The following is an 18,603-nucleotide window of genomic DNA, read 5'->3' as shown; positions in this document are numbered from 1 at the left end:
CAGAGGGACTGCGCGACCGTGCGGCCATCACTTGATGCCAGCCCGCAGGAACGCCTGAACGAACTGCCTCTGAAAGATCAGGAAAACCGCGAGAAGCGGCAGTATCACCATCAGCGTCGCCGCCGAGATGACCGAGATATCGACGCCGTTTTCCGGTGCTCCGAAGATCGATAGCCCCACCGTCAGCGGGCGCGTGGTATCTGAGTTAGTCACCACCAGAGGCCATAGGAAATTATTCCAATGGGTCGCAACTGATACCAGAGCATAGGCAATATACGTCGAGCGCGCAGCCGGTATATACACATGCCACAGCACCCCAAGCAGACTGCACCCCTCGACCCGGGCCATTTCATCAAGTTCCTTCGGGACTGTCTTGAATGCTTGCCGCATCAGGAAAATCCCGAAGGCGGATGCCATGTAAGGCGCCCCAATCCCCAGGATACTGTCCAGCAGGCCCAGGTTGGCGGCCACCAGGTAATTCTCTACGATCAACACTTCGGGCAGGATGAACAGCTGCATCAGGACCAGCACGAACAGCGTTTCCTTGCCGCGAAACTCGACCTGGGCAAAGGCAAACCCAGCCAGCGTGCACAAGATGAACTGCCCGATAAGAACGGTCGTCACCAGTAGAAACGTGTTCAGGAAGTACCGCAGCCAGGGCGCGCCCTCCCAAGCGGTACGGAAGTTCTCCAGCGTCAGCGGCGCGGTCAGGTTGAAGTTGACCGCATCGCTCGTGGTGTGAAAGGCCGCCCAGACGGCAAAGGCCAGCGGCGAAATCCACAACACCGCAAGCACCAGCGCCCCCGCGGTTTCTATCCGGCGCGACACGCTCATCTGTAATGCGTCCGGCGGTCGATCACGAAGAATTGGATCGCCGCGACGCCCCCTAGGACGGCAAGCACCATGACCGTCATCGCCGCCGCCGCCGGGGCATCGAAGAAGGCAAACGCGTTTTCCCAGATATAATAAAGGATCAGCATTGAAGCGTCCGAGGGACCGCCCTTGGTCAGAATGAAAATGTGGTCGATCAGCTTCACCGAATTGATCAGCGCGTTCACGAGGATGAACAGCGTTGTCGGCATCAAAAGCGGCAGCACGATCCGCCGCAGATAGGTCCAGCGGCTTGCCCCCTCAATCTCGGCAGCTTCCTTGAGGTCCGGCGGAATGGTCTGTAAGGCGGCGAGATAGAAGATCATGAAGAAACCGGCCTCTTTCCAGATCGTCACAATGCAAACCGCCCAGAGTGCCGTTTCGGGTTGCCCCAGCCAGTTGACCGACGGCGCCCCGAAAAAAGCGCCGATCTGGTCCAACACGCCAAACCCCGGCGTGTAGAAGAACAGCCACAGGTTTCCGGCGGCGATCATCGGCAGAACCGTGGGCGTGAAATAGGCTGTGCGCACGAAACTGCGCGCTGGGATCTTCGCGTTGGCCCACAGCGCCATGGCCAGCGCGATCACGATCGAGACGGGGATCGTAACGGCGGCATAAAAAATGTTGTTCTGAACCACAGTCCAGAAGGTCGGATCGTCGAACAGCCGTTGGTAATTCTCAAATCTGACGAACTCGGACGGATTGCGGCGGGTGCCGCGCGAAAAGACGGAAGTCCAGAGCGTCGCCAGCGAAGGATAGAAGGCAAAGGTCGACAGCATGACAAGCGCAGGCGTCAGCAAAAGCCAGCCATGCACGGCCCGACGGCGACGCATGAACGCCTCTTGCCCGATCTCTTTCGTCGCGTCCCCCGGCATCCCGTGTTCCATCCGGTCAAAGAAACGAGGCGCCGCCAAATACGTCGACGCCGCCCCGATCGGTTGGTTTTACCTATAGGCCGACAGCAGGTTCTCCGCCTGCGCCTGCGCCTCCGACAGCGCTTCTGCCGGTTCCTTGGCGCCGGTCAGCGCCGACTGGATGGCGTTGTTCAGCCCCTCACGCACCCGCGCCGTCTCGAAAGTCGAGAATTCGGCCACTGCATGTTCAAGCTGGTTGCGAGCGACCAGGGCCGGAGGGAATTCCTCGGTATAGGCTTTCAGCTTTTCGGTCTCATAGGCGGCGGGCGAAACACCCATATACCCGGTCTGGATCGACCATTCCGCGGCCTGTTCCGGTGCGGTCATGAACTTGATCAGTTCAAGCGCGGCCTGACGCTCTTCATCGGTGGCATCCTTGAAGATATAGAAATTGCCGCCGCCAGTGGGCGAACCCAACCTCTCGTTGCCCGGCAGCATGGCGACACCGAAATCGAAGCTGGCGTCGTTCTTCACGGCGGTCAGGTTGCCGGTGGAATGCCACATCATCGCGGTCTGACCTTCCAGGAAGGCCTGGCGCAACGTGCCCCACTCGACGGTGCCCTCGGGCATGATGCCATGCTCGGTCGACAGCGATTTCCAGAATTCCAGCGTTTCGACCACCTTCTCGTCATCGAAATTGGTGGTCAGCCCGTCGTCCGACATCACTTCCTTGCCGTTCTGGATCGCCAGCGCCTGGAACATCCAATAGGGATAGCCCGTCGACGGAATCATCAGGCCATAGCGGTCGTCAGTGGTCAGTTCTTTGCCCATCGACACCAGCTCGTCCCACGTTTCGGGCGGGTTTTCCGGGTCAAGACCGGCGTCGCGGAACATGTCCTTGTTGTAATAAGCCACGATGGTCGAGCGCTGGAACGGCACGCCCCATGTCTTGCCCTCGATCTTGGAGTTTGCCATCAGCGCCGGATAGAAACTGTCCAGCCACTGCTTTTCTTCTTCGGTCTCGACCACGTCCTCGAAGGGCACGATCAGGTCCTGTTCGATCAGGTCATACGCGTCGATCGAGAACATGACCGCCAGTTGCGCCGGGTCTCCGGAATTCAGCGCCGACAGCGCTTTGATGCGGGTGTCGTCGTAGTTGCCGGCATAGATCGCGTTGACGGTGATATCGGGGTTTTGCTCCTCGAAATCGGCGACGATCCCGTCCACCACCTCGGTAAGCGGGCCACCCACGGCAATGGGATAGTACATGGTCAATTCGGTCTCGGCAGCGGCCGGATTGACAAGGGCCGTGCTCGCGGTGAGCATGACGGCAGCAGTAGAGTAGCGAAGCATTTGGCCTTCCTCTTCAGTCTGATACGGGTTGGGGTTGGGGTGCCTTGCGGCTATCACGGGGCGCCGTTTGGCGATGGTTCGCCCCGTAATTCTGCTGCGGGTTCTCTTTGGCCCGGCCAGTGTCGGCGTCAAAGAGAACCCTGTGTTCATCGGGTATGCACAGCCCGATCTCGTCGCCCGGGCGCCAGTCAGCATGTCCTGGCAGGGATACGATCAGGCCACGCGCCGCCGGGTGATCCACTACCACATGCGTCTGCGCGCCCAGAAATTCGACATCGCTTACGCGAGCTGTCAGGTCGCCCGCCTCGGGCCGAAGGGCCGTTATGTGTTCGGGGCGAATGCCAATGGTCGCGCCCGTACGTCCCATCACATCGCCTTGAATCATCGCCATCGGCGGATCACCAATGAACTCGGCGGCGAAGGTGCTGGCCGGATGCGCGTAGAGCGTGGCGGGACTGTCGGCCTGCTCGACCCGACCATCCCGCATCAGAACCACCGTATCGGACAGCGACATCGCCTCGGTCTGGTCATGGGTGACGTAAATCACCGTGAGGCCCAGCTTGCGCTGCAAGACCTTGATTTCCCGGCGTACCGAATGGCGCAGCTTTGCATCCAGATTCGACAGCGGTTCATCCATCAGACACAGCGGATGCCCCGAGACGACGGCACGCGCCAGTGCCACGCGCTGGCGTTGCCCGCCAGACAGTTCGGCGGGCTTTCGCGACTCTAAGCCTTGGAGGCCAAGCATCTCGACGGCTTGGCTGAATTTCTTGGCCCGCTCCGGCTTGGAAACCTTGCGGACCTTCATCCCGAACGAGATGTTTTCCCTGACGCTCAGATGCGGAAATAGGGCGTAGGACTGGAACACCATCGACAGCGCGCGCTGCGATGCCGGCAGGTTCGTGACATCACGCCCCGCAATGCTCACGGTCCCACTCTGCGGCTGTTCAAGCCCCGAGATCAGCCGCAAGAGCGTAGACTTGCCACATCCCGACGGGCCCAGCACAGCCACAAAGTCACCCTCTGGCACATTCAGCGTTACGCTCTCGACGCCACCGCGACCATCCCATTGGCGAGTCACGGCATCGAGACACACGAAACCGGTCATTCCGCCGCTCCTGCGGCCTGCGCCAGCAGGATCCGGTCTTTCACAGTGTCGAGCACGTTGTCGAAGGATGGGTCTGGGCGGCGATCCAGCACGATCCTTTCCATGTCCGACAGATGCCCACCGACAGCCGCCGCGCGGCGTCCGAATTTGCTGCAGTCGGCCACAAGGATAGACACCCGGCTGTTCTCGCGAATTTGCTCTCGCGCCCGGACCTCAGGCTCATGAAAGTCCAGAAGGCAGCCATCGGTGTCGATCCCTCCCACTCCGAATATGCCGAAGTCGGCCCGGTAGTTTGCGAAAAGCTCGATGGACGCCACCCCGAGAAAATCCCGGTCCGGAAGGCGCATCTCGCCGCCCGGCAGGATGATCCGATTGGCCGAGTTTTCCGAAAGCGCCATTGCTGCGTTGAGATTGTTGGTCACCACGGTCAGCGCATCTTTTTCGACCAAGGCCTGCGCCACGAGCGCCGGAGTTGTCCCGATCGATATGAAGACCGTAGCGCCGTCTGGCACGAGGTCGGCAACTGCTGCGGCAATGCGTTGCTTGGCGTCAAAGTTCAGGACAGAACGAGAGGCATAGGGTACGTTGGCGCTGCCATCCACGAATTCCGCCCCACCGTGCAGACGCCGCAATTTGCTTTCTTCGCAAAGTGCATTGAGATCCCGTCTCACCGTGTGACTGGACACGCCCAATTCGCGCGAGAGCGCATCAACCATGACCCGCCCTTGTTGTTGTGCAATCTCAAGAATCGCAGATCGTCTGTCCATTCGCGCGCCCCCTCTTGCTCATATGAGCAGTTGTCTGTGACAAGGCTATGAACACACATGGTGGCCAAGCGCGGACCTGCCTCGGAATGCAACGAGCTCTTTGGCAAGAACAACAACAACCCAAATCTCAACAGTTTGAAAAGACGACACAAAGACTAGCACCGGGGTGCGAATTACCCGCGTGCAAACAGGGGGCGGGAAGGACCCAAGCAGCAACCCGACAATTATCCGCCAAACTGCAGACGCTATCCGACGCTAAGTTGAAAACGGCTGCAAACCGATAGGGAAAAAAACTTCAGAAATCGCTTCGGCACACACGAAACCGGAAAATGCCACAGCCGTGCAAAACGATTATTGATCCGAATCATCTAAGCATTTGAATTAATTTAATTAAAATACATTCGCCTTCCTTCTTCGGGGAGGTTTGGTGGTCATCGATTATTCATTTCGTTTGACTGTCGCGCTTGGAAAATTCCGCTCAATCCGGGAAAAAAATCTGCGAATTAGAGAACACGCGGGTCGGCGCAATCAGTGGTTTCAGCGATCGAACCCACCCCTCCCGGGTGTCGTTCAAGGCCTCTTTTTTTGTTCACCGTGAGCGGACCCAAACAATAGCTGATCGCAAAACCTTCTATGGCAATTTTTTAGATGGCGGCCTTTCGTTGCAAGAGCGTTCGATGTCTTATGTGCGGGACGGAGCTGCCACTCGATCAAAACTCCGGAGGTCCGGTTTGAGACCGATTGCTGACCTGGGGACTATTTCTCGGATGTGCAAAAGTTCAGACATCGGTGCTGATGGTGTTAGACTTCGGTCGTTGGCCAAAAGCAGAGAACTATCGGGGCAATCCAAGGGATTCATTGAGGCGTCGATCATCCAAAACTCCCCAATACTCCGAGATCTTGTCGTCTCGAATCCCGTAGATGCTGACAAGTTCCCACTCCACTCGTTTACCCGTCGCCGCGACACCCATCCATGGCCCGAGGTGAGTCGCCGTGAAAGACTTATGTGCGACTACCTTGTCGCCCTCCGCCAATAGATGGTTGATTGCGACCTCCAAGTCGGGGAACGCGCACAAGATTGAAGCCAGCCCTTCGGTAAGTTGCACCAATCCACCGTCAAATACTCCACCAGCTACCCGAGAATGATCGACAAAATCCTCTGCAAAGATTTCCCCAATCGTCGCCAACGAGTGTTGCTCCTGCACCTCTTTGACATAGCGCATGACCAAAGCCTTGTTCTTGTCATTCTTTGCATGACAGGCGCTCATCAATCTTCTTCATCCTGTCTGTATGCGACCAGCAAGACGATAGCGTTCAATGATCAGATGCTAAATTCAGATAACCACAATGGGTCAGAGATATGAATGATGCAAGGTTGCTGGACGTCTGCTATATTTCAAATTGCCGCCGTTCGTTCCCGGTGCAGCAATCGTTTGATTGGGCTCAATCCTGCCGTTAGCCGCGCTTTACTCGCAGGTCTGCAATGCAGCAGATGCGACCATTATCGTCGAGGCCGTAGCCAGAAATTGGATTTCTCTATTCAATTTCCGTTTGTTGCAAAGAAAGGCTCCCTCTCCGGTCCCCGGGCAAAACGAATTCGTCTTTCCCCCTCCCCCCGATCACGCGAAGAAAATATGGCATCGATTGGTTCAGAGCTTCGCGACTTCCACACCGAGTTCGCTGCTCGCGACGGCAACCGCTTCTTCGACACTCATCTTTCCGTTCAGGCACCGGGCCTCCAAGTCTTCCAACGTATCCCTAGGCAATTGCATCACCGCGACCCAGCCCTGCTCGCCCCCTCCGAACGCGTCGGCAAGTTTGTTCTGGAACTGCCCTTCTTCCACGCTTTTTCTCTCACAGCATGCGGACGTTCGAGCAACACCCTCAATCGGCACCTGCTCCTCGCTGGCCTCTATTTCTTTTTCTGTTTCTTTTTCTATTTGGGCGGAACCCTTGTTCCTGTTTTTCGGAACCTCCGTTCCGGTTTTATGGAACACACGTTCCGTATTTAGACCCGGGATCAGATAGTCATTGGCTTTCTCACGCCCTCGATGAATAATCCTTTTTAAGTGGCCATTCTTCTCAAGGCGGGCGATGCACTTGCTCACGCCGCGATCGGTCATCGAAAGCTCTTCGGCGATCAATCCAATGGACGGAAAGCACTTGCCTGTCGTTAGATTGACGCGCCAGACAAGTCGCCCGAACACGAGGTTGTCGTGCGCAGTCAGACGTTCGTCGCGGGCTGCCTCGTTGATTTTCAGGAGCTTGTGATATGAAGATTTCTTATTCATTGCACGGAACGATCTGCAGCAGTCTCGACCCGCTGCTCGAGGATCCAGCTTTCCAGGTCTTCCCGCCTGTAGCGGACCGATCGCCCAATCTTGATAAATGCCGGGCCTTCCCGCCGTGTCGCCGCAACCTCGAGATACCGTTTTCCGATGCCGTATTCCTGCTCGACCTCTGAGCGGGTCAGCAGTTTCAGGTCAGACTGCTCTTTTTGTGACATCCCATAGCTCCGGGTAACTTGCTGTTACCCCGAGATACACAGGCTCACATGCTGTCCGCATTTGATTGTATTTGAGATTTATTGAGCGAAATGCGCGCTACTCACGAGCTTCTTGGATTCTACTCATCAATCGGCGCTTTTTCGCATCGTAAGATGCACCGGGAATTTCATCGCCAAACCGGTCCAAGATATCCACGACAGCACCATGAACAGTCGCATCGCTATTCCGGTCCAACTCTTCGAGTATCTGGTCCACAAAGGGTTTATCTTTTGCCGTGTATCCGCCACGTCCTGCTGGGCGTCCAAGCTTTCTCGGTCTTGACCGGAACCATTCGGTAGGCAGGTCACGGGTCAGCACAACCCAATAGTTTATGTAATTGACTGGATCGTATTCTTCCTCCTTCCAGCGATCAGGATGCAAAAGCCGCGCACCGGGGAAAAGCTCTTCAACGATAAGCATGCGTCCCTCGCGCAAAGCAAGCAGGAGCGCGCGGTCGAGCTCTGCCGACAAGGCAAGGCAAGCCTGCCGAAACGCTAACCACTCGGGCCCGATTTCATAACATTGCCAATGGCCAAGCCATTGTGCGTCTTCTCGATCGGGCAACTCGATCAGGCCAAGAGTTTCCACTTCCTCTGCGGAAGGCTCATGATCCAAGCTAACCAGCTTCTTCCGAGCTAGACGGTCGCCCAACGCATCGCTGATCTGTCGAGAAAGGCCTGGAACAGGTCCCTCCGGACCCAAGAGCGCCTTCCTGAAAGCGACCTCACCCTTGGAGGAGCTGCGCGTCCACGAGATATGCTCACCTTCAAGAATCGTCTGCCGAACACCCGATGGCAGCAGCTCGGGAGAAAAACGTTCCAGTGCTTCAGAAGTCATTGGCGGACCAACTCGGTCCAGTGAGGCAAGAGCCTTTTCATGCACTCGGCGGGGTCAAGTAGAACGTCCGTACACGGCCCAAAGCGGATGAGGTGGATGGCTCCTGCTCCACCGGCATCGAACGTGCCAAAGTGCAGTTGTCATAGACTGCGAGCAAAGGAGCCACCCAATGACAGTAAAGACTGTGGGCCTCGATTTGGCCAAGGACGTATTTCAAGTGCACGGCATTTCAGAGAATGGCCGGGTTATCTTCAACAAGGCAATCAAGCGCGCCAAGCTGTTGTCGTTCTTCGAGACGCTGGCGGCTTGCACGGTCGGCATGGAAGCGTGTGGTTCTTCGCATCACTGGGGCCGGCAGCTGCGTAAGCTTGGCCATGATGTGAAGCTCATGCCCGCTGGCTACGTCAAACCGTATGTGAAGCGCGGGAAGAACGACGCTGTTGATGCGGAAGCGATCTGCGAAGCAGTTCGGCGCCCGACCATGCGCTTTGTCGAGATCAAAACGGAGGAACAGCAAGCCATTCTCTCTATTCATCGAACGCGAGACCTGGCTGTTCGGCAACGCACCCAGATGGCCAATATGATCCGTAGCCTTCTGCGCGAGTTTGGGCATATCTTGCCCATCGGGATCGAAGCGGTAACGGCCTTTGCAAAGCGCCACCTTAACGGTGATCACCCGGACATGCCGGAGATCGCCAACAGCATGCTCGGCATCCAGTGTTATCAGTTCATCGGCCTGAACGAGCGCATTGACGGCTATTCCAAGATGATCGAACAACACGCGCTACTCAATGCGGATGCGCGTAGGTTGATGCGCATGCCTGGGATCGGGCCGATCACCGCCTCGGCGATTGTCGCCACGATCGGTGACGCGCATCAGTTCCGAACAGGACGTGACCTGGCGGCGTGGTTGGGCTTAACCCCGCTCAACAAATCGAGTGGGGGTAAGGAGCGTCTCGGCAAGATCACTAAGAAAGGCGATCGCTACATTCGAAAGCTGCTGGTCGTCAGCATGACATCGCGCGCCGTCATGGCGAAGCGCTCACCCGAGAAAGTCGACCTATGGACCGCCAAGACTATCGCGGACAAGCCGTTCCGGCTGGCCACAACCGCGATGGCGAACAAGGCAGCCAGGATCATCTGGGCGATGCTCACGAAGAAACAGGAATATCGGCAGCCCGCGTTCTGAGCGCGGCGACTGCTTACGCGATGCAAGACGTTGAAGTGATGATGCGGACTTAAGTCAACCAAGAGCAAGGACACTCCGGGAATGTCAGCGGCCATATTTTGAGGTCGATAAGCCGATTGGAACCTCGCTCGCGGAATTCATCAGGGCCAGTGGCGACAACGCCGCCACGCAAACAGGCCGGACAGACGACAGTACTGACGAACAAGACCGCAAAAGCCACAAGAAAACTCTTGCAATGCAGGAGCCATCCACAGACGACATTCAACGGATCAAGAATTCCGCACCGCAGCGAGCGCTTATCGGAATCTTCTGTCATGCTAAATCGCATTATCCAACTGCACACTCGCTCCTCGGGTGAGGCTTTCGGCCGATGATTTTGTTGCATGGAAACCGATATGGTGGTCGATCAGTCGTGACCAAGCTGACGCGAAAGCGCTTTCGCAATCGCAGGCCCGCTCGGCGCTCCGGGTTGCCGGATTGGCCTCAAACGCTGCAGCAAGCGCCTTCTCCCAAGCGATTTCACTGTGACCAGCGACGAATGTGGCTTCGGCACCTGCGCTCGTTTTCAGGCCATCGATATCCGAGCAGATGATAGGACGTCCGGCAGCGCGTGCTTCCAATGCCACCAATCCGAAGGCTTCCCAGCGCGACGGGATGGCGACGAAATCGACCGACTGCATTACGCGGTCCGGACTATCAGAGTGGCCGAAGAACCGGATGCGCGGGTCACCGGCAGCCAGTGCGCGCAGTTCCGTTTTTTCCGGGCCGGTGCCGTGAATGTGCAGCGAAACATCCTTGTTCGGCAATCTTTGGAAGGCACGGATCAGAATGTCGAGTCCCTTCTGGCGATGCAGCCGACCGATTGCGCCGATCACTTGCGGCTTGCGTGTTGCAGCTTCGATCGAGCGAAAGTCTTGCAGATCGACCACCGGTGTGATGATGCGAAGCGCGTCAGGTGAAACGAGGCGGCGGCGCTTCATCCATTCTGCCTGCGCATGGCTGACAGCGACGACACTGTCGAACAGAGCCAGAGATGTCCGCAACATCGTGAAGAACCTCAGTTTGGAGGGAACGTTCAAAGCGGTGAAAGCCTCTGTGTAGCTGTGTTCCACATGTACGAGCGGTTTGCTGGCATGACGGGCGCGGAACGCGACAAGTGCTGGAAGTCTGCGCCAGCTCAGGCTGAGGTGCGAGACGATCATATCCGCATCGCAAATCGGCAAAGCGCCCTTGCGCGATACGACGCGCAAGCTGTGGCGGGCAGATCGGGCCATCATGGGACAGGTCCGGATATGCTGAAGAACACGGTTCACGCCGCCCGGGGTGGCATCATCGACAAGGTGCAGGACGTGGGGAAGGTTGGTCATGGATCTCTCTCTCTTTCTTTTTCTTTCGAGGTCACGCGCGGGCGACGCGCAATACGGAACGGGCAAGCGTCATCGGCAGGTCGCCGAAGCGCGCCGTGGCGTGGGCTGCCAGCAGGGTCGACACGCTGCGCAGCGGCTCTTCGATGATCGGGCGGGCGGACTCATGGTATGCGCTGGCGAGCAGAGCACAGGCGGTTTCTCCGTCCCCGCTGCTGACCGCGCGACGGGCAAGATAGCGCAGTTGATAAGCTCGGGCCGCGGCCTCGTATCTGGCGAAAAACTCCGATGCCGTTGGGCGCAGCTTGCTCACCATGCGCTCCCATGATGCGAGTTGGGCGTCCACATTGGCCGAGAGCCCGGTGGAATTGACACGGTATTCCGTCAACAGGCCGGGAACGCCCGCAATGATCCAATCGGTACAAAGGCAAAAGCGCATCCAGCACTCGATATCCTCGGACTGACGGAATGTTTCGTCGAAGATCCAGTCGCGTTTCATCTCAGAAGCGGGTCGCCAGGCAATCTCTGAAAGCGCCTCGCGACGAATGACCGGGGCGGATCCGTTTCCGATGGGGTTGCGTTTGAAGACATGGGCTGGCGTCACGCCGTAAAGGCGGGGGCGCTGCGCATGCCCTATGCGTTGGCCTGCCTCATCGATCATCGCCGAGCCGGAATAGCTGATACCCACGTCAGGCTTTCCAAGCAGGTGATCTACATGAGTGGCAAGCTTTTCGGGCATCCAAAGGTCATCGGCGTCGCAAAACCCGATGACTTCACCCTGCGCCTCTGCAATGCCGCTGTTGCGTGCGCCTGCAAGGCCACGGTTGAACTGATGAAGAACCCGGAATCGGCTGTCCGAGGCGGCGTGGATACTGGCGATCAGGGCCGTGTCGTCGATCGATCCGTCATCGATGATGACGACCTCGAAATCACGGAATGTCTGTGCGCTGAGCGAGGCAAGCGTCGCAGGAAGTGTGGCGGAGGCATTGTAGGCGGGAACGATGATCGTAGCGTAGGGCATGGGACAGATCCTCAATTGGCAAAAAGATATTGGCGGGTGGGTTCGGGCAGACACGGCAGCAGCAGCGCGGCGAGCGCGATCAGCCCACCGCGGCGGGCCGGTAGAAGAAAGGCGGCGGCATGCTGGTAGCATCCTTCAAGGACAAGACGCTGCACGGTGGCGGCGGGAGCACCGACGCGAAGGGCCCGGCGCGCGAGGTAGCGCAGGTGCACGGCCTCCGCCCGCGGATCGGCGCGAAAGCCGAACCGGGCCGCGGTTTCGAGGGCAGAACACCGTCCGGCACGCATTCTGTCGATATCCGCAGACAGGCCACGCGGGCTGAGCCGGTAGAGCACATGATCCGCATCGAGCCCCAAAAGGCGGCGGCCGGATCCCACGAGATGGACCAGGAACTCCAGATCTTCGTTGTGAACGAGGTCTTCGCGGAAACCGCCGAGGATTTCGAACGTGTCGCGGCGCAAAGACAGGTTGGACAGCGTGCAGACCGGGTTCTCGCCGAGCAACGATGGGACGGTCACGTCGCCTGCCGGCACGTGCGAGCGGGTGCGAACGTGACCGGGGTCTTCGTTGAAAAAACCAACCCGCCCGAAAACGGCCTGAACCTGACCCCTGCCGAGATGTTGCGCAACATCACGCAGCTTGTGACGCTTCCAGATGTCATCGGCGTCGCAAAAGGCTATGATATCGCCGGTGGATTGCACGATCGCACCATGGTTGCGAGCGGCACTGGGGCCTTTGCGCGGATTGCGCACCAACTTCAGGCGAGGGTCGCCTTGCACCAAGGATTTGGCGACGCTCCAGCTGCTGTCGGCCGATCCGTCCTCCACAAGTATCGCCTCCCAATCGGTGAAGCTCTGGTCCTGCAAGGCTGCGATGGTGGCAGGGAGCGTGTGGGCGGCATTGAAAACAGGAATGACGATGGAAATGCGGGTCATGATAGGGCGCTCTCGGGGATCGGAGTAAAGGCGAGTTTCAGGGCCGGACGCGAGAGCAGCAGCATGATGATGCTGGCCGTCACCAAGTAGCCCCATGCGATGGCGTCGAGGCCGAAAGGAGCAGCGATCACGACGTTCAGCATGACCGCCGCCGTCAGCAGCACTGTACCTTTGAGTTCCAGCATCGGGCGGTTCTCGGCCCGGTGCCAGCCGGCGGTCGCCGTCCAGAGCATTGTGGGGATGGCGACAAGGCAAAGGATAGATACCGGTTTCGCCAAGGCGTTCCAGCCGTCGCCAAGCAGCAGCGGCACATACCACTCGGCGAGTAGGGCCTGCAGGATGACTGCGGGTGCCACGATGCAGATGGACAGGCCGAACCCCTGGCGCATGGCCGCGGAACGGTCGGCGTTCGAACAGAGATGCGGGAACAGCACCGCAGCGAATGCGGCCGAAAAAGACGAGGCAAGGCTGAGGCCGGCGTTGAAGGCCATGAAGTAGAGGCCGAGAACTTCCGGGCCGAGCAGCGCGCCGACGATCAGCTTGTCGGCATGCAACCGTGCGGTCATGATCATCTCGGTGCTCAGGATCGGCCAGCCGAACCGAATGAACGGGCGGGTCGCAGCCTTGCCTTGCTCTGGAGTACTGTGCCACGGGTGCAGGCGGCGCATCGCCACGAGCCAGAAGGGCGCGGTCAGAAACCGTGGCAAGACAAGCGCCAAGGCCGACGGCCACACCATTGCAAGAGCCACCGAGATCAGGTTCGCCAGCACGGTCTGCCCACCGGCGATGGCGGCAGTCTGCTTGAGCTTGCCTGCCCTCATGGCCAGCCCCGCCTGGACCAGCCCGCCGGGCATGAACAGGTACTCGCCAGCCAGGACAAGGATCAGTGTGGCCATTGCAATGTTGCCGGTCAGCGCCCATACGCCACCGGCGATGACGCATTGGATTGCGAAAAGACCAAGGCACCAGACCCAAAAGAGGTCACGCGCCCGGTTGCAGGTTGGTACAAGCTCGGATGCCGGGGCGGCGATGATGCGCTGCCCGATGCCGTTCTGGGTCAGCGACTTCAACAGGTCCCCGATCGCCAGCGCGGCGGCGGCCACGCCTATCTCTGCCACGTCGAGCGTGCGGGCCACGGCAATGACGACACCGAGGCGCGACAGCTTGGTCGCGATCTCGGAGGCACCGTAGGCAATCAGGTGACTGAACATGGAGGAAGGTCTGGGCACGGTCGCTTGGCTTTCATTAAGGTTGGCTATTCCTACCCGCCAATGACACGCCCGTCGCTGGCGCGGCGGGAGAGCAAGATGCCGCTATCGAGTGGTCATCTATCCTTTCGGGTCACACTTCCACCCGATTGAATGCGTGGAGCGAACAAAACCCTGCATTAGAAAACGCTAAGTTGTACTTAGGAAGAATCATGACTGCTTTTCGCACACGCCTGCTCGGCTCTTGCCTGAGCCTCGCCCTCACCGCCGCTTGTGGCGATGCCCCCGCGCCCGAGAACCTCGCGCCCGTCAATAGCGGCGGCGCGTATCAGGCCCAGTACCGCGAGCTACCCCGCAGGTCCGAGGATCAGCCCATTCTGCATTCAGAGCAGATGAACGCTCGCAAATGCAGACAGGCTCAGGGCGCGGGCGGCAAGGGCGGAAGCGTCGCCGCCGCCGGATTGCGCGGTGAACGCCTGTCGCGGAATGACCTGGTCGATATCAGAATTTCCGACGATGAGACCTTCAACGGTGATTACGTGGTGTCGCGCGACGGTGACCTGAAACTCCCCTTCCTCCCACCGGTACGCGCGCAAGGGCGTACCACCGTAGACATTGAAGCGCAGATCGCACGCCTTCTCGTGCGGGAGGGTTTCTACGACGAGGCACCGCGCATCTCTGCGCGTGTCTCCGATTTCGCAAGCGTCAACGTGGCGGTTTCCGGAGCGGTTTTTGAGCCGCACGCGGTAGAGATCGGCAATCGTGTCGCCGACGACATCGACCGGGCGCGGCAGGCAGCACTCGGCGCGTCCACCGAGGCGCGAAATCTTTCGGCAGCGCTGCGCGCGGTTGGCGGCGTTCGCCCGGATGCCGACCTGTCCGCCGTGGAACTGCGCCGTAACGGAACCCGGCATGTCCTCGACATGCGCGGCGTCTTCGAAGGCCGCAACGCAGTCGATGTTATGCTGCTGACCGGCGACGAGATCAGGGTGCCTTCGCGCCAGTGTTTCCAGGACGACCTGATGCGTCCCAGCCCGATCAGCCCGCCCGGCATATCCCTGTTCCTGTCGAACCTGACCCAGCCGGCGACCGGCAATGCGCCATCGGCCGTGGGCCGAGAGGTGCGCGAAGTTCCCTACGGGACGCGGTTCATGCAGGCAGTGGTCAATACCAACTGTGTCGGTGGCGCGCGGGCAACCAGCGCCAAGCGTTCGGCCGTCCTGTTCACGCGCGACCCAATCACGGGCGTCTCGACGGTGATCGAGCGCAAGATCGAGGACATGCTGCGCCGCGCGGATCGGGACGATTACGACCCCTACCTGCTGCCGGGTGACGCGATCGCCTGCTACGACAGCAGTGTCACGAATTTTACCGAGGTTGCAAAGATCGTCGGTGCGGTTGTGGCCACAGGCGCAATCGTCGACTGATGGTCAGGAAAGCGAAGGGTCGGGCAGGTGCGCTCGTGTCTGCCTGGCTGTTTCGATTGCCCGCTCCATACGGTCGCGATCCCCGCTTTCTGCCGCCATTTCAACAGCGACAAGCGCGTCTCGCAGGTCCGGTTGACCGAATGCAGCGGCGCTGCCGGCCACCTTGTGCGCTTCTGCGGCAATCTCGGACATGTCGTCCGGTCGGGTTTCAAGCCAGTCGAACAGCGCGTTCGTCTGTGACACATAGCGGGCGGTCAGGCGATCCAAGGTATTCTGTTCCTCTTGCGGTGCGACCGATGCTTCGACTGCCGATTGCTCGCCGGACGTGAATTGGTTAATAACGCGCACGAGTTCTTCCTCGACAAGCGGCTTTGGAAGAAAGCCAGACATACCAGCCGCGATAAAACGGTCCTTGGCCTCTGGCAAAACGTTGGCCGAGAACGCCACGATCGGCACATCTTGGTTAGGACCGTTGCCAGCGCGGATGGCGCGTGTTGCACCCAGCCCGTCAAGCACGGGCATCCGTATGTCCATCAAGATGAGATCGAAACGCCCCTTTTCAGCGGCTTCTACGGCCTCCTGGCCGTTGCGTGCCTCGGTCACCCGGTGACCGAGGCCAAACAGCGTTTCCCCTGCCAGTTCGAGGTTTATCTCGTTATCCTCGACCAACAGTATATTGTGACCTTGAGCTTCGGGATCCGAGGGTTGCGGATCATCTTCTTCTTCGGGACCATCAACGCAGGTCAATGGCAAGCGCAGCCAGAATACACTGCCCTCGTCTTCTGTGCTTTCGACCCCGATCTCTCCGTCCATCGCCTCGACAAACCGGCGGGCAATGCCAAGGCCCAGGCCGGTCCCTGCGGACGCGCCTTCGCCGGTGTTGTCGATTGTCTGAAAGTCGCCGAATATCCGCTCTTGGTCAGCTTCGGGAATACCAACACCCGTGTCGATCACACGCAAATCCAATCCGCTTTCGCTGCATTCCGCTTCGACTACGATACGTCCGTCGCGCGTGAACTTGATGGCGTTGCCGACGAGATTCAGCAGCACCTGTTGCAGACGCGAAGCGTCAATGCGCACCCATGTCGCCGGATCTCCGATCCAACCCCATTGAATATGGTTGCCGTTTGCCTCGGCCGCACTGGCCTGCGAGTCCACGATATCCTGTATGAGACGCCCGATATGCACGACCTCCTCGCGCGGCTCGGCGGCGCCGGCTTCGAAACGCGCGACATCGAGGACGGCATCGACATGATGCATCAACACGCCCCCCGATATGTCCATGTTGCGCACGTATCGGTCCTGTGTCACCGAGAGCGGTGTCTTCTCGAGAAGAGCGAGGTTGCCAAGAAGCCCATTCAGCGGCGTTCTGATTTCATGTGTCATCATGGCCAGGAAGTCGGCTTTGGCCTTCTCTCCTGCAAGTGCCTTGTCACGGGCCTCGACCAGTTCGGTTTCAGCTGCAACACGGTGAGAAATATCACGGAGAAATGCGACGATCATCTCGTCCTCGCCTGATTCCGCCATCTCCAATGCCAGCTCGACGGGGAATATCTCACCATCGCGCCGCTTGGCTTCAAGCCGAACCCGGCCTTGGCCAACCACGCGCTGCTCACCCGAGACGCGCATGCGTTGCATTCCGGCGTCATGGGCTGCACGGTGGTGGTCCGGCACGACAATTTCCGCGATGTTCTTTCCGAGAACTTCATCTGTTGGATACTGAAAAGTGCGTTCCGCGGCCTTGTTGAAATTCAGAATCCGCCCGTCCAGATCCGCGACAATGACCGCATCCAAGGAGGTTTCGAGGATGGTATTGAGTCGGGAGTAGGCATCGGCCAGTTCATGCCCCCGGGTTTCCGTTTGCTTGCCCACCCGCCGGGTATGACCCAGCAATACGATCAACGCCAGTACGAGCGCCGCAGCGATAAGGGCCAGGCGCAACAGGGTGGAAGAGAAGTTTTCACGGCTTTGGTCCGACCGTTCCACAAAAAACTGAAGCCCCGTGGTTGCGGCCGCGCGCAACAGCGACCTCATTTCATCGGCGGCCTCGCTCAAGGCGGGGAGCGCGGCGCGCAATTCATCGCGAGGTCCGTCGATGATCGGGATCACGGCATCAAGCCTGTTTCGGATCGTCGCGATCGATTGCCCAAAAGCCTCAATCTGTCGCAACTCCGTATAGAGCGCACCGGAGTGCAGAGTATCTATTCGGCTGTAGAATACGTCAAACTCGACAATCAACTCCTCCAATGCGTCTGGATCTGTGCTTGACTGCGCGGTCTGTACAGCGTTTCGAAAATCAAGGAACTCAACCTCCGCCTGTGACAGCACCCAGTGGACGTTGTCGGACCGAGCGGAGTTCAGAAAGCGCAGATCGCGGATGATCTCGGAAATCAGGAACGTGATGGACAGCACGCACAACAAACCAACCAGGACCAGCAAAAGCTGGCCCCGGCGCCATAGCGCAGTGTCGCGTGATCGCTGTTGCGATGTGGCTTCAATCATTCCTTTATGGTGATCCGATCGAGTTGCCAAATACTGCGAGAGTAGATGACTTCGGTCCGGTAGTCACTGGAAGACGAGAAGGGATAGATCACCCAGAGCGGTCCCTTGTCACGGCGCGACAATTCCTTGCCGTCCATCGCATAGGCAACGATCGGGCCGCCCTCGGTCGCGTCGGACACCGGGATCGACACGCTGTAATCGTTGATCGCGGTCGCCTCGATCGTGCTGCCGTCGGCGCCGAGGTGATCGAGCAGAGTCTTGAGCCGTACGCCTGTAAAAACATGGTCTCCGGGGGTCCAGATGGTATCGGTTTTGATTTCGCTCTCGCCGAGTGCGCGCAGCATTTCCAAGTCTAAAGTCGCGGCTTCGCCATCATTGGTCATTTCGATATCGCCGGAAACAGTCAGCAGGACGCGACCCTCGGGCAATGGCAGGCTTTCGGCTTGTGCCGGCAGCGCCCACAGGCTGACTGCAACGACAACGGCCGGGACGACGCGCAAGAAGTTCATTTGATGCTCCTGTATCTTGGTTAATCAGTTTCTCGCATTTCTGCGTGATGTTGTATGCTGGTCATAAGGATCAGCCTTGTATCCGTTCGGATAGTTCGCCGTCCGACCGGATA

The 18,603-nt window shown here is 58.9% G+C and carries 17 protein-coding genes; 2 read left to right on the top strand and 15 right to left on the bottom strand.

Annotated features, from left to right (window positions below; genetic code table 11):
• Nucleotides 1-27: 27 nt before the first annotated feature.
• From FIU85_RS14925 to FIU85_RS14885, 9 genes are all read right to left on the bottom strand, one after another.
• Nucleotides 28-834: a carbohydrate ABC transporter permease gene (locus FIU85_RS14925; RefSeq protein WP_152497463.1), complete on the bottom strand. Its 807-nt coding sequence runs from the start codon at nt 832-834 to the stop codon at nt 28-30.
• Complete coding sequence (locus tag FIU85_RS14920) at nt 831-1,745, bottom strand: carbohydrate ABC transporter permease (protein WP_152497462.1); 915 nt, start codon at nt 1,743-1,745, stop codon at nt 831-833. Before FIU85_RS14920 ends, FIU85_RS14925 begins: the two co-directional genes overlap by 4 nt.
• Nucleotides 1,746-1,814: 69 nt before the next feature.
• Nucleotides 1,815-3,077, bottom strand: coding sequence for an ABC transporter substrate-binding protein (locus FIU85_RS14915; protein WP_152497461.1), 1,263 nt, complete (start codon nt 3,075-3,077; stop codon nt 1,815-1,817).
• 13 nt (nt 3,078-3,090) lie between these two features.
• Nucleotides 3,091-4,185 carry an ABC transporter ATP-binding protein gene (locus tag FIU85_RS14910; protein ID WP_152493666.1) on the bottom strand — a complete coding sequence of 365 codons (1,095 nt, stop codon included), beginning with the start codon at nt 4,183-4,185 and terminating at the stop codon, nt 3,091-3,093.
• On the bottom strand, nt 4,182-4,952 hold the full coding sequence (locus FIU85_RS14905) for a DeoR/GlpR family DNA-binding transcription regulator (protein ID WP_152497460.1): 771 nt from the start codon (nt 4,950-4,952) through the stop codon (nt 4,182-4,184). Before FIU85_RS14905 ends, FIU85_RS14910 begins: the two co-directional genes overlap by 4 nt.
• 833 nt (nt 4,953-5,785) lie before the next feature.
• A complete protein-coding gene (locus FIU85_RS14900; protein ID WP_152493668.1) occupies nt 5,786-6,220 on the bottom strand; it encodes an ester cyclase in 435 nt (144 codons plus the stop codon).
• A gap of 381 nt (nt 6,221-6,601) precedes the next feature.
• Nucleotides 6,602-7,243: a helix-turn-helix domain-containing protein gene (locus FIU85_RS14895; RefSeq protein ID WP_152497459.1), complete on the bottom strand. Its 642-nt coding sequence runs from the start codon at nt 7,241-7,243 to the stop codon at nt 6,602-6,604.
• Nucleotides 7,240-7,458 (bottom strand): AlpA family transcriptional regulator, encoded by a 219-nt coding sequence (locus FIU85_RS14890; RefSeq protein WP_152497458.1) that lies wholly within the window; start codon nt 7,456-7,458, stop codon nt 7,240-7,242. The genes FIU85_RS14895 and FIU85_RS14890 overlap by 4 nt, the downstream gene beginning before the upstream one ends.
• Before the next feature lie 97 nt (nt 7,459-7,555).
• Nucleotides 7,556-8,335, bottom strand: coding sequence for a hypothetical protein (locus FIU85_RS14885; protein ID WP_152497457.1), 780 nt, complete (start codon nt 8,333-8,335; stop codon nt 7,556-7,558).
• 169 nt (nt 8,336-8,504) lie between these two features.
• Here FIU85_RS14885 and FIU85_RS14880 point away from each other — a divergent pair, with 169 nt between their 5' ends.
• A complete protein-coding gene (locus tag FIU85_RS14880; RefSeq protein ID WP_152495634.1) occupies nt 8,505-9,524 on the top strand; it encodes an IS110 family transposase in 1,020 nt (339 codons plus the stop codon).
• A gap of 317 nt (nt 9,525-9,841) precedes the next feature.
• Here FIU85_RS14880 and FIU85_RS14875 read toward each other — a convergent pair whose 3' ends face one another.
• Genes FIU85_RS14875 through FIU85_RS14860 form a run of 4 tightly spaced genes read right to left on the bottom strand, consistent with a single transcriptional unit; the run spans nt 9,842 to nt 14,055 of the window.
• Nucleotides 9,842-10,891, bottom strand: a complete 1,050-nt coding sequence (locus FIU85_RS14875; protein ID WP_152497456.1) for a glycosyltransferase family 4 protein — start codon at nt 10,889-10,891, stop codon at nt 9,842-9,844.
• A 31-nt stretch (nt 10,892-10,922) separates the two neighbouring features.
• On the bottom strand, nt 10,923-11,909 hold the full coding sequence (locus FIU85_RS14870) for a glycosyltransferase family A protein (protein WP_152497455.1): 987 nt from the start codon (nt 11,907-11,909) through the stop codon (nt 10,923-10,925).
• An 11-nt stretch (nt 11,910-11,920) separates the two neighbouring features.
• Nucleotides 11,921-12,844, bottom strand: coding sequence for a glycosyltransferase family 2 protein (locus FIU85_RS14865; RefSeq protein ID WP_152497454.1), 924 nt, complete (start codon nt 12,842-12,844; stop codon nt 11,921-11,923).
• Nucleotides 12,841-14,055, bottom strand: a complete 1,215-nt coding sequence (locus FIU85_RS14860; protein WP_152497453.1) for an oligosaccharide flippase family protein — start codon at nt 14,053-14,055, stop codon at nt 12,841-12,843. The genes FIU85_RS14865 and FIU85_RS14860 overlap by 4 nt, the downstream gene beginning before the upstream one ends.
• A gap of 209 nt (nt 14,056-14,264) precedes the next feature.
• Between FIU85_RS14860 and FIU85_RS14855 the strand changes: the two genes are divergently transcribed.
• The gene (locus tag FIU85_RS14855; protein WP_152498274.1) at nt 14,265-15,479 is read left to right on the top strand and encodes a polysaccharide biosynthesis/export family protein; all 1,215 of its coding nucleotides are present in this window, start codon (nt 14,265-14,267) and stop codon (nt 15,477-15,479) included.
• A gap of 3 nt (nt 15,480-15,482) precedes the next feature.
• On the opposite strand, the gene FIU85_RS14850 is transcribed toward FIU85_RS14855, so the two are convergent.
• Complete coding sequence (locus FIU85_RS14850) at nt 15,483-17,981, bottom strand: PAS domain-containing hybrid sensor histidine kinase/response regulator (RefSeq protein ID WP_254702916.1); 2,499 nt, start codon at nt 17,979-17,981, stop codon at nt 15,483-15,485.
• Nucleotides 17,978-18,490, bottom strand: a complete 513-nt coding sequence (locus tag FIU85_RS14845) for a molybdopterin-dependent oxidoreductase (RefSeq protein WP_152493678.1) — start codon at nt 18,488-18,490, stop codon at nt 17,978-17,980. Before FIU85_RS14845 ends, FIU85_RS14850 begins: the two co-directional genes overlap by 4 nt.
• Between the last annotated feature and the right edge of the window lie 113 nt (nt 18,491-18,603).

It is taken from the genome of Roseovarius sp. THAF8, from assembly GCF_009363735.1.
Classification (GTDB): Bacteria; Pseudomonadota; Alphaproteobacteria; order Rhodobacterales; family Rhodobacteraceae; genus Roseovarius.
The sequence above is the reverse complement of the archived record's forward strand: the minus strand, read 5'-3'. Positions and strand labels throughout refer to the sequence as shown.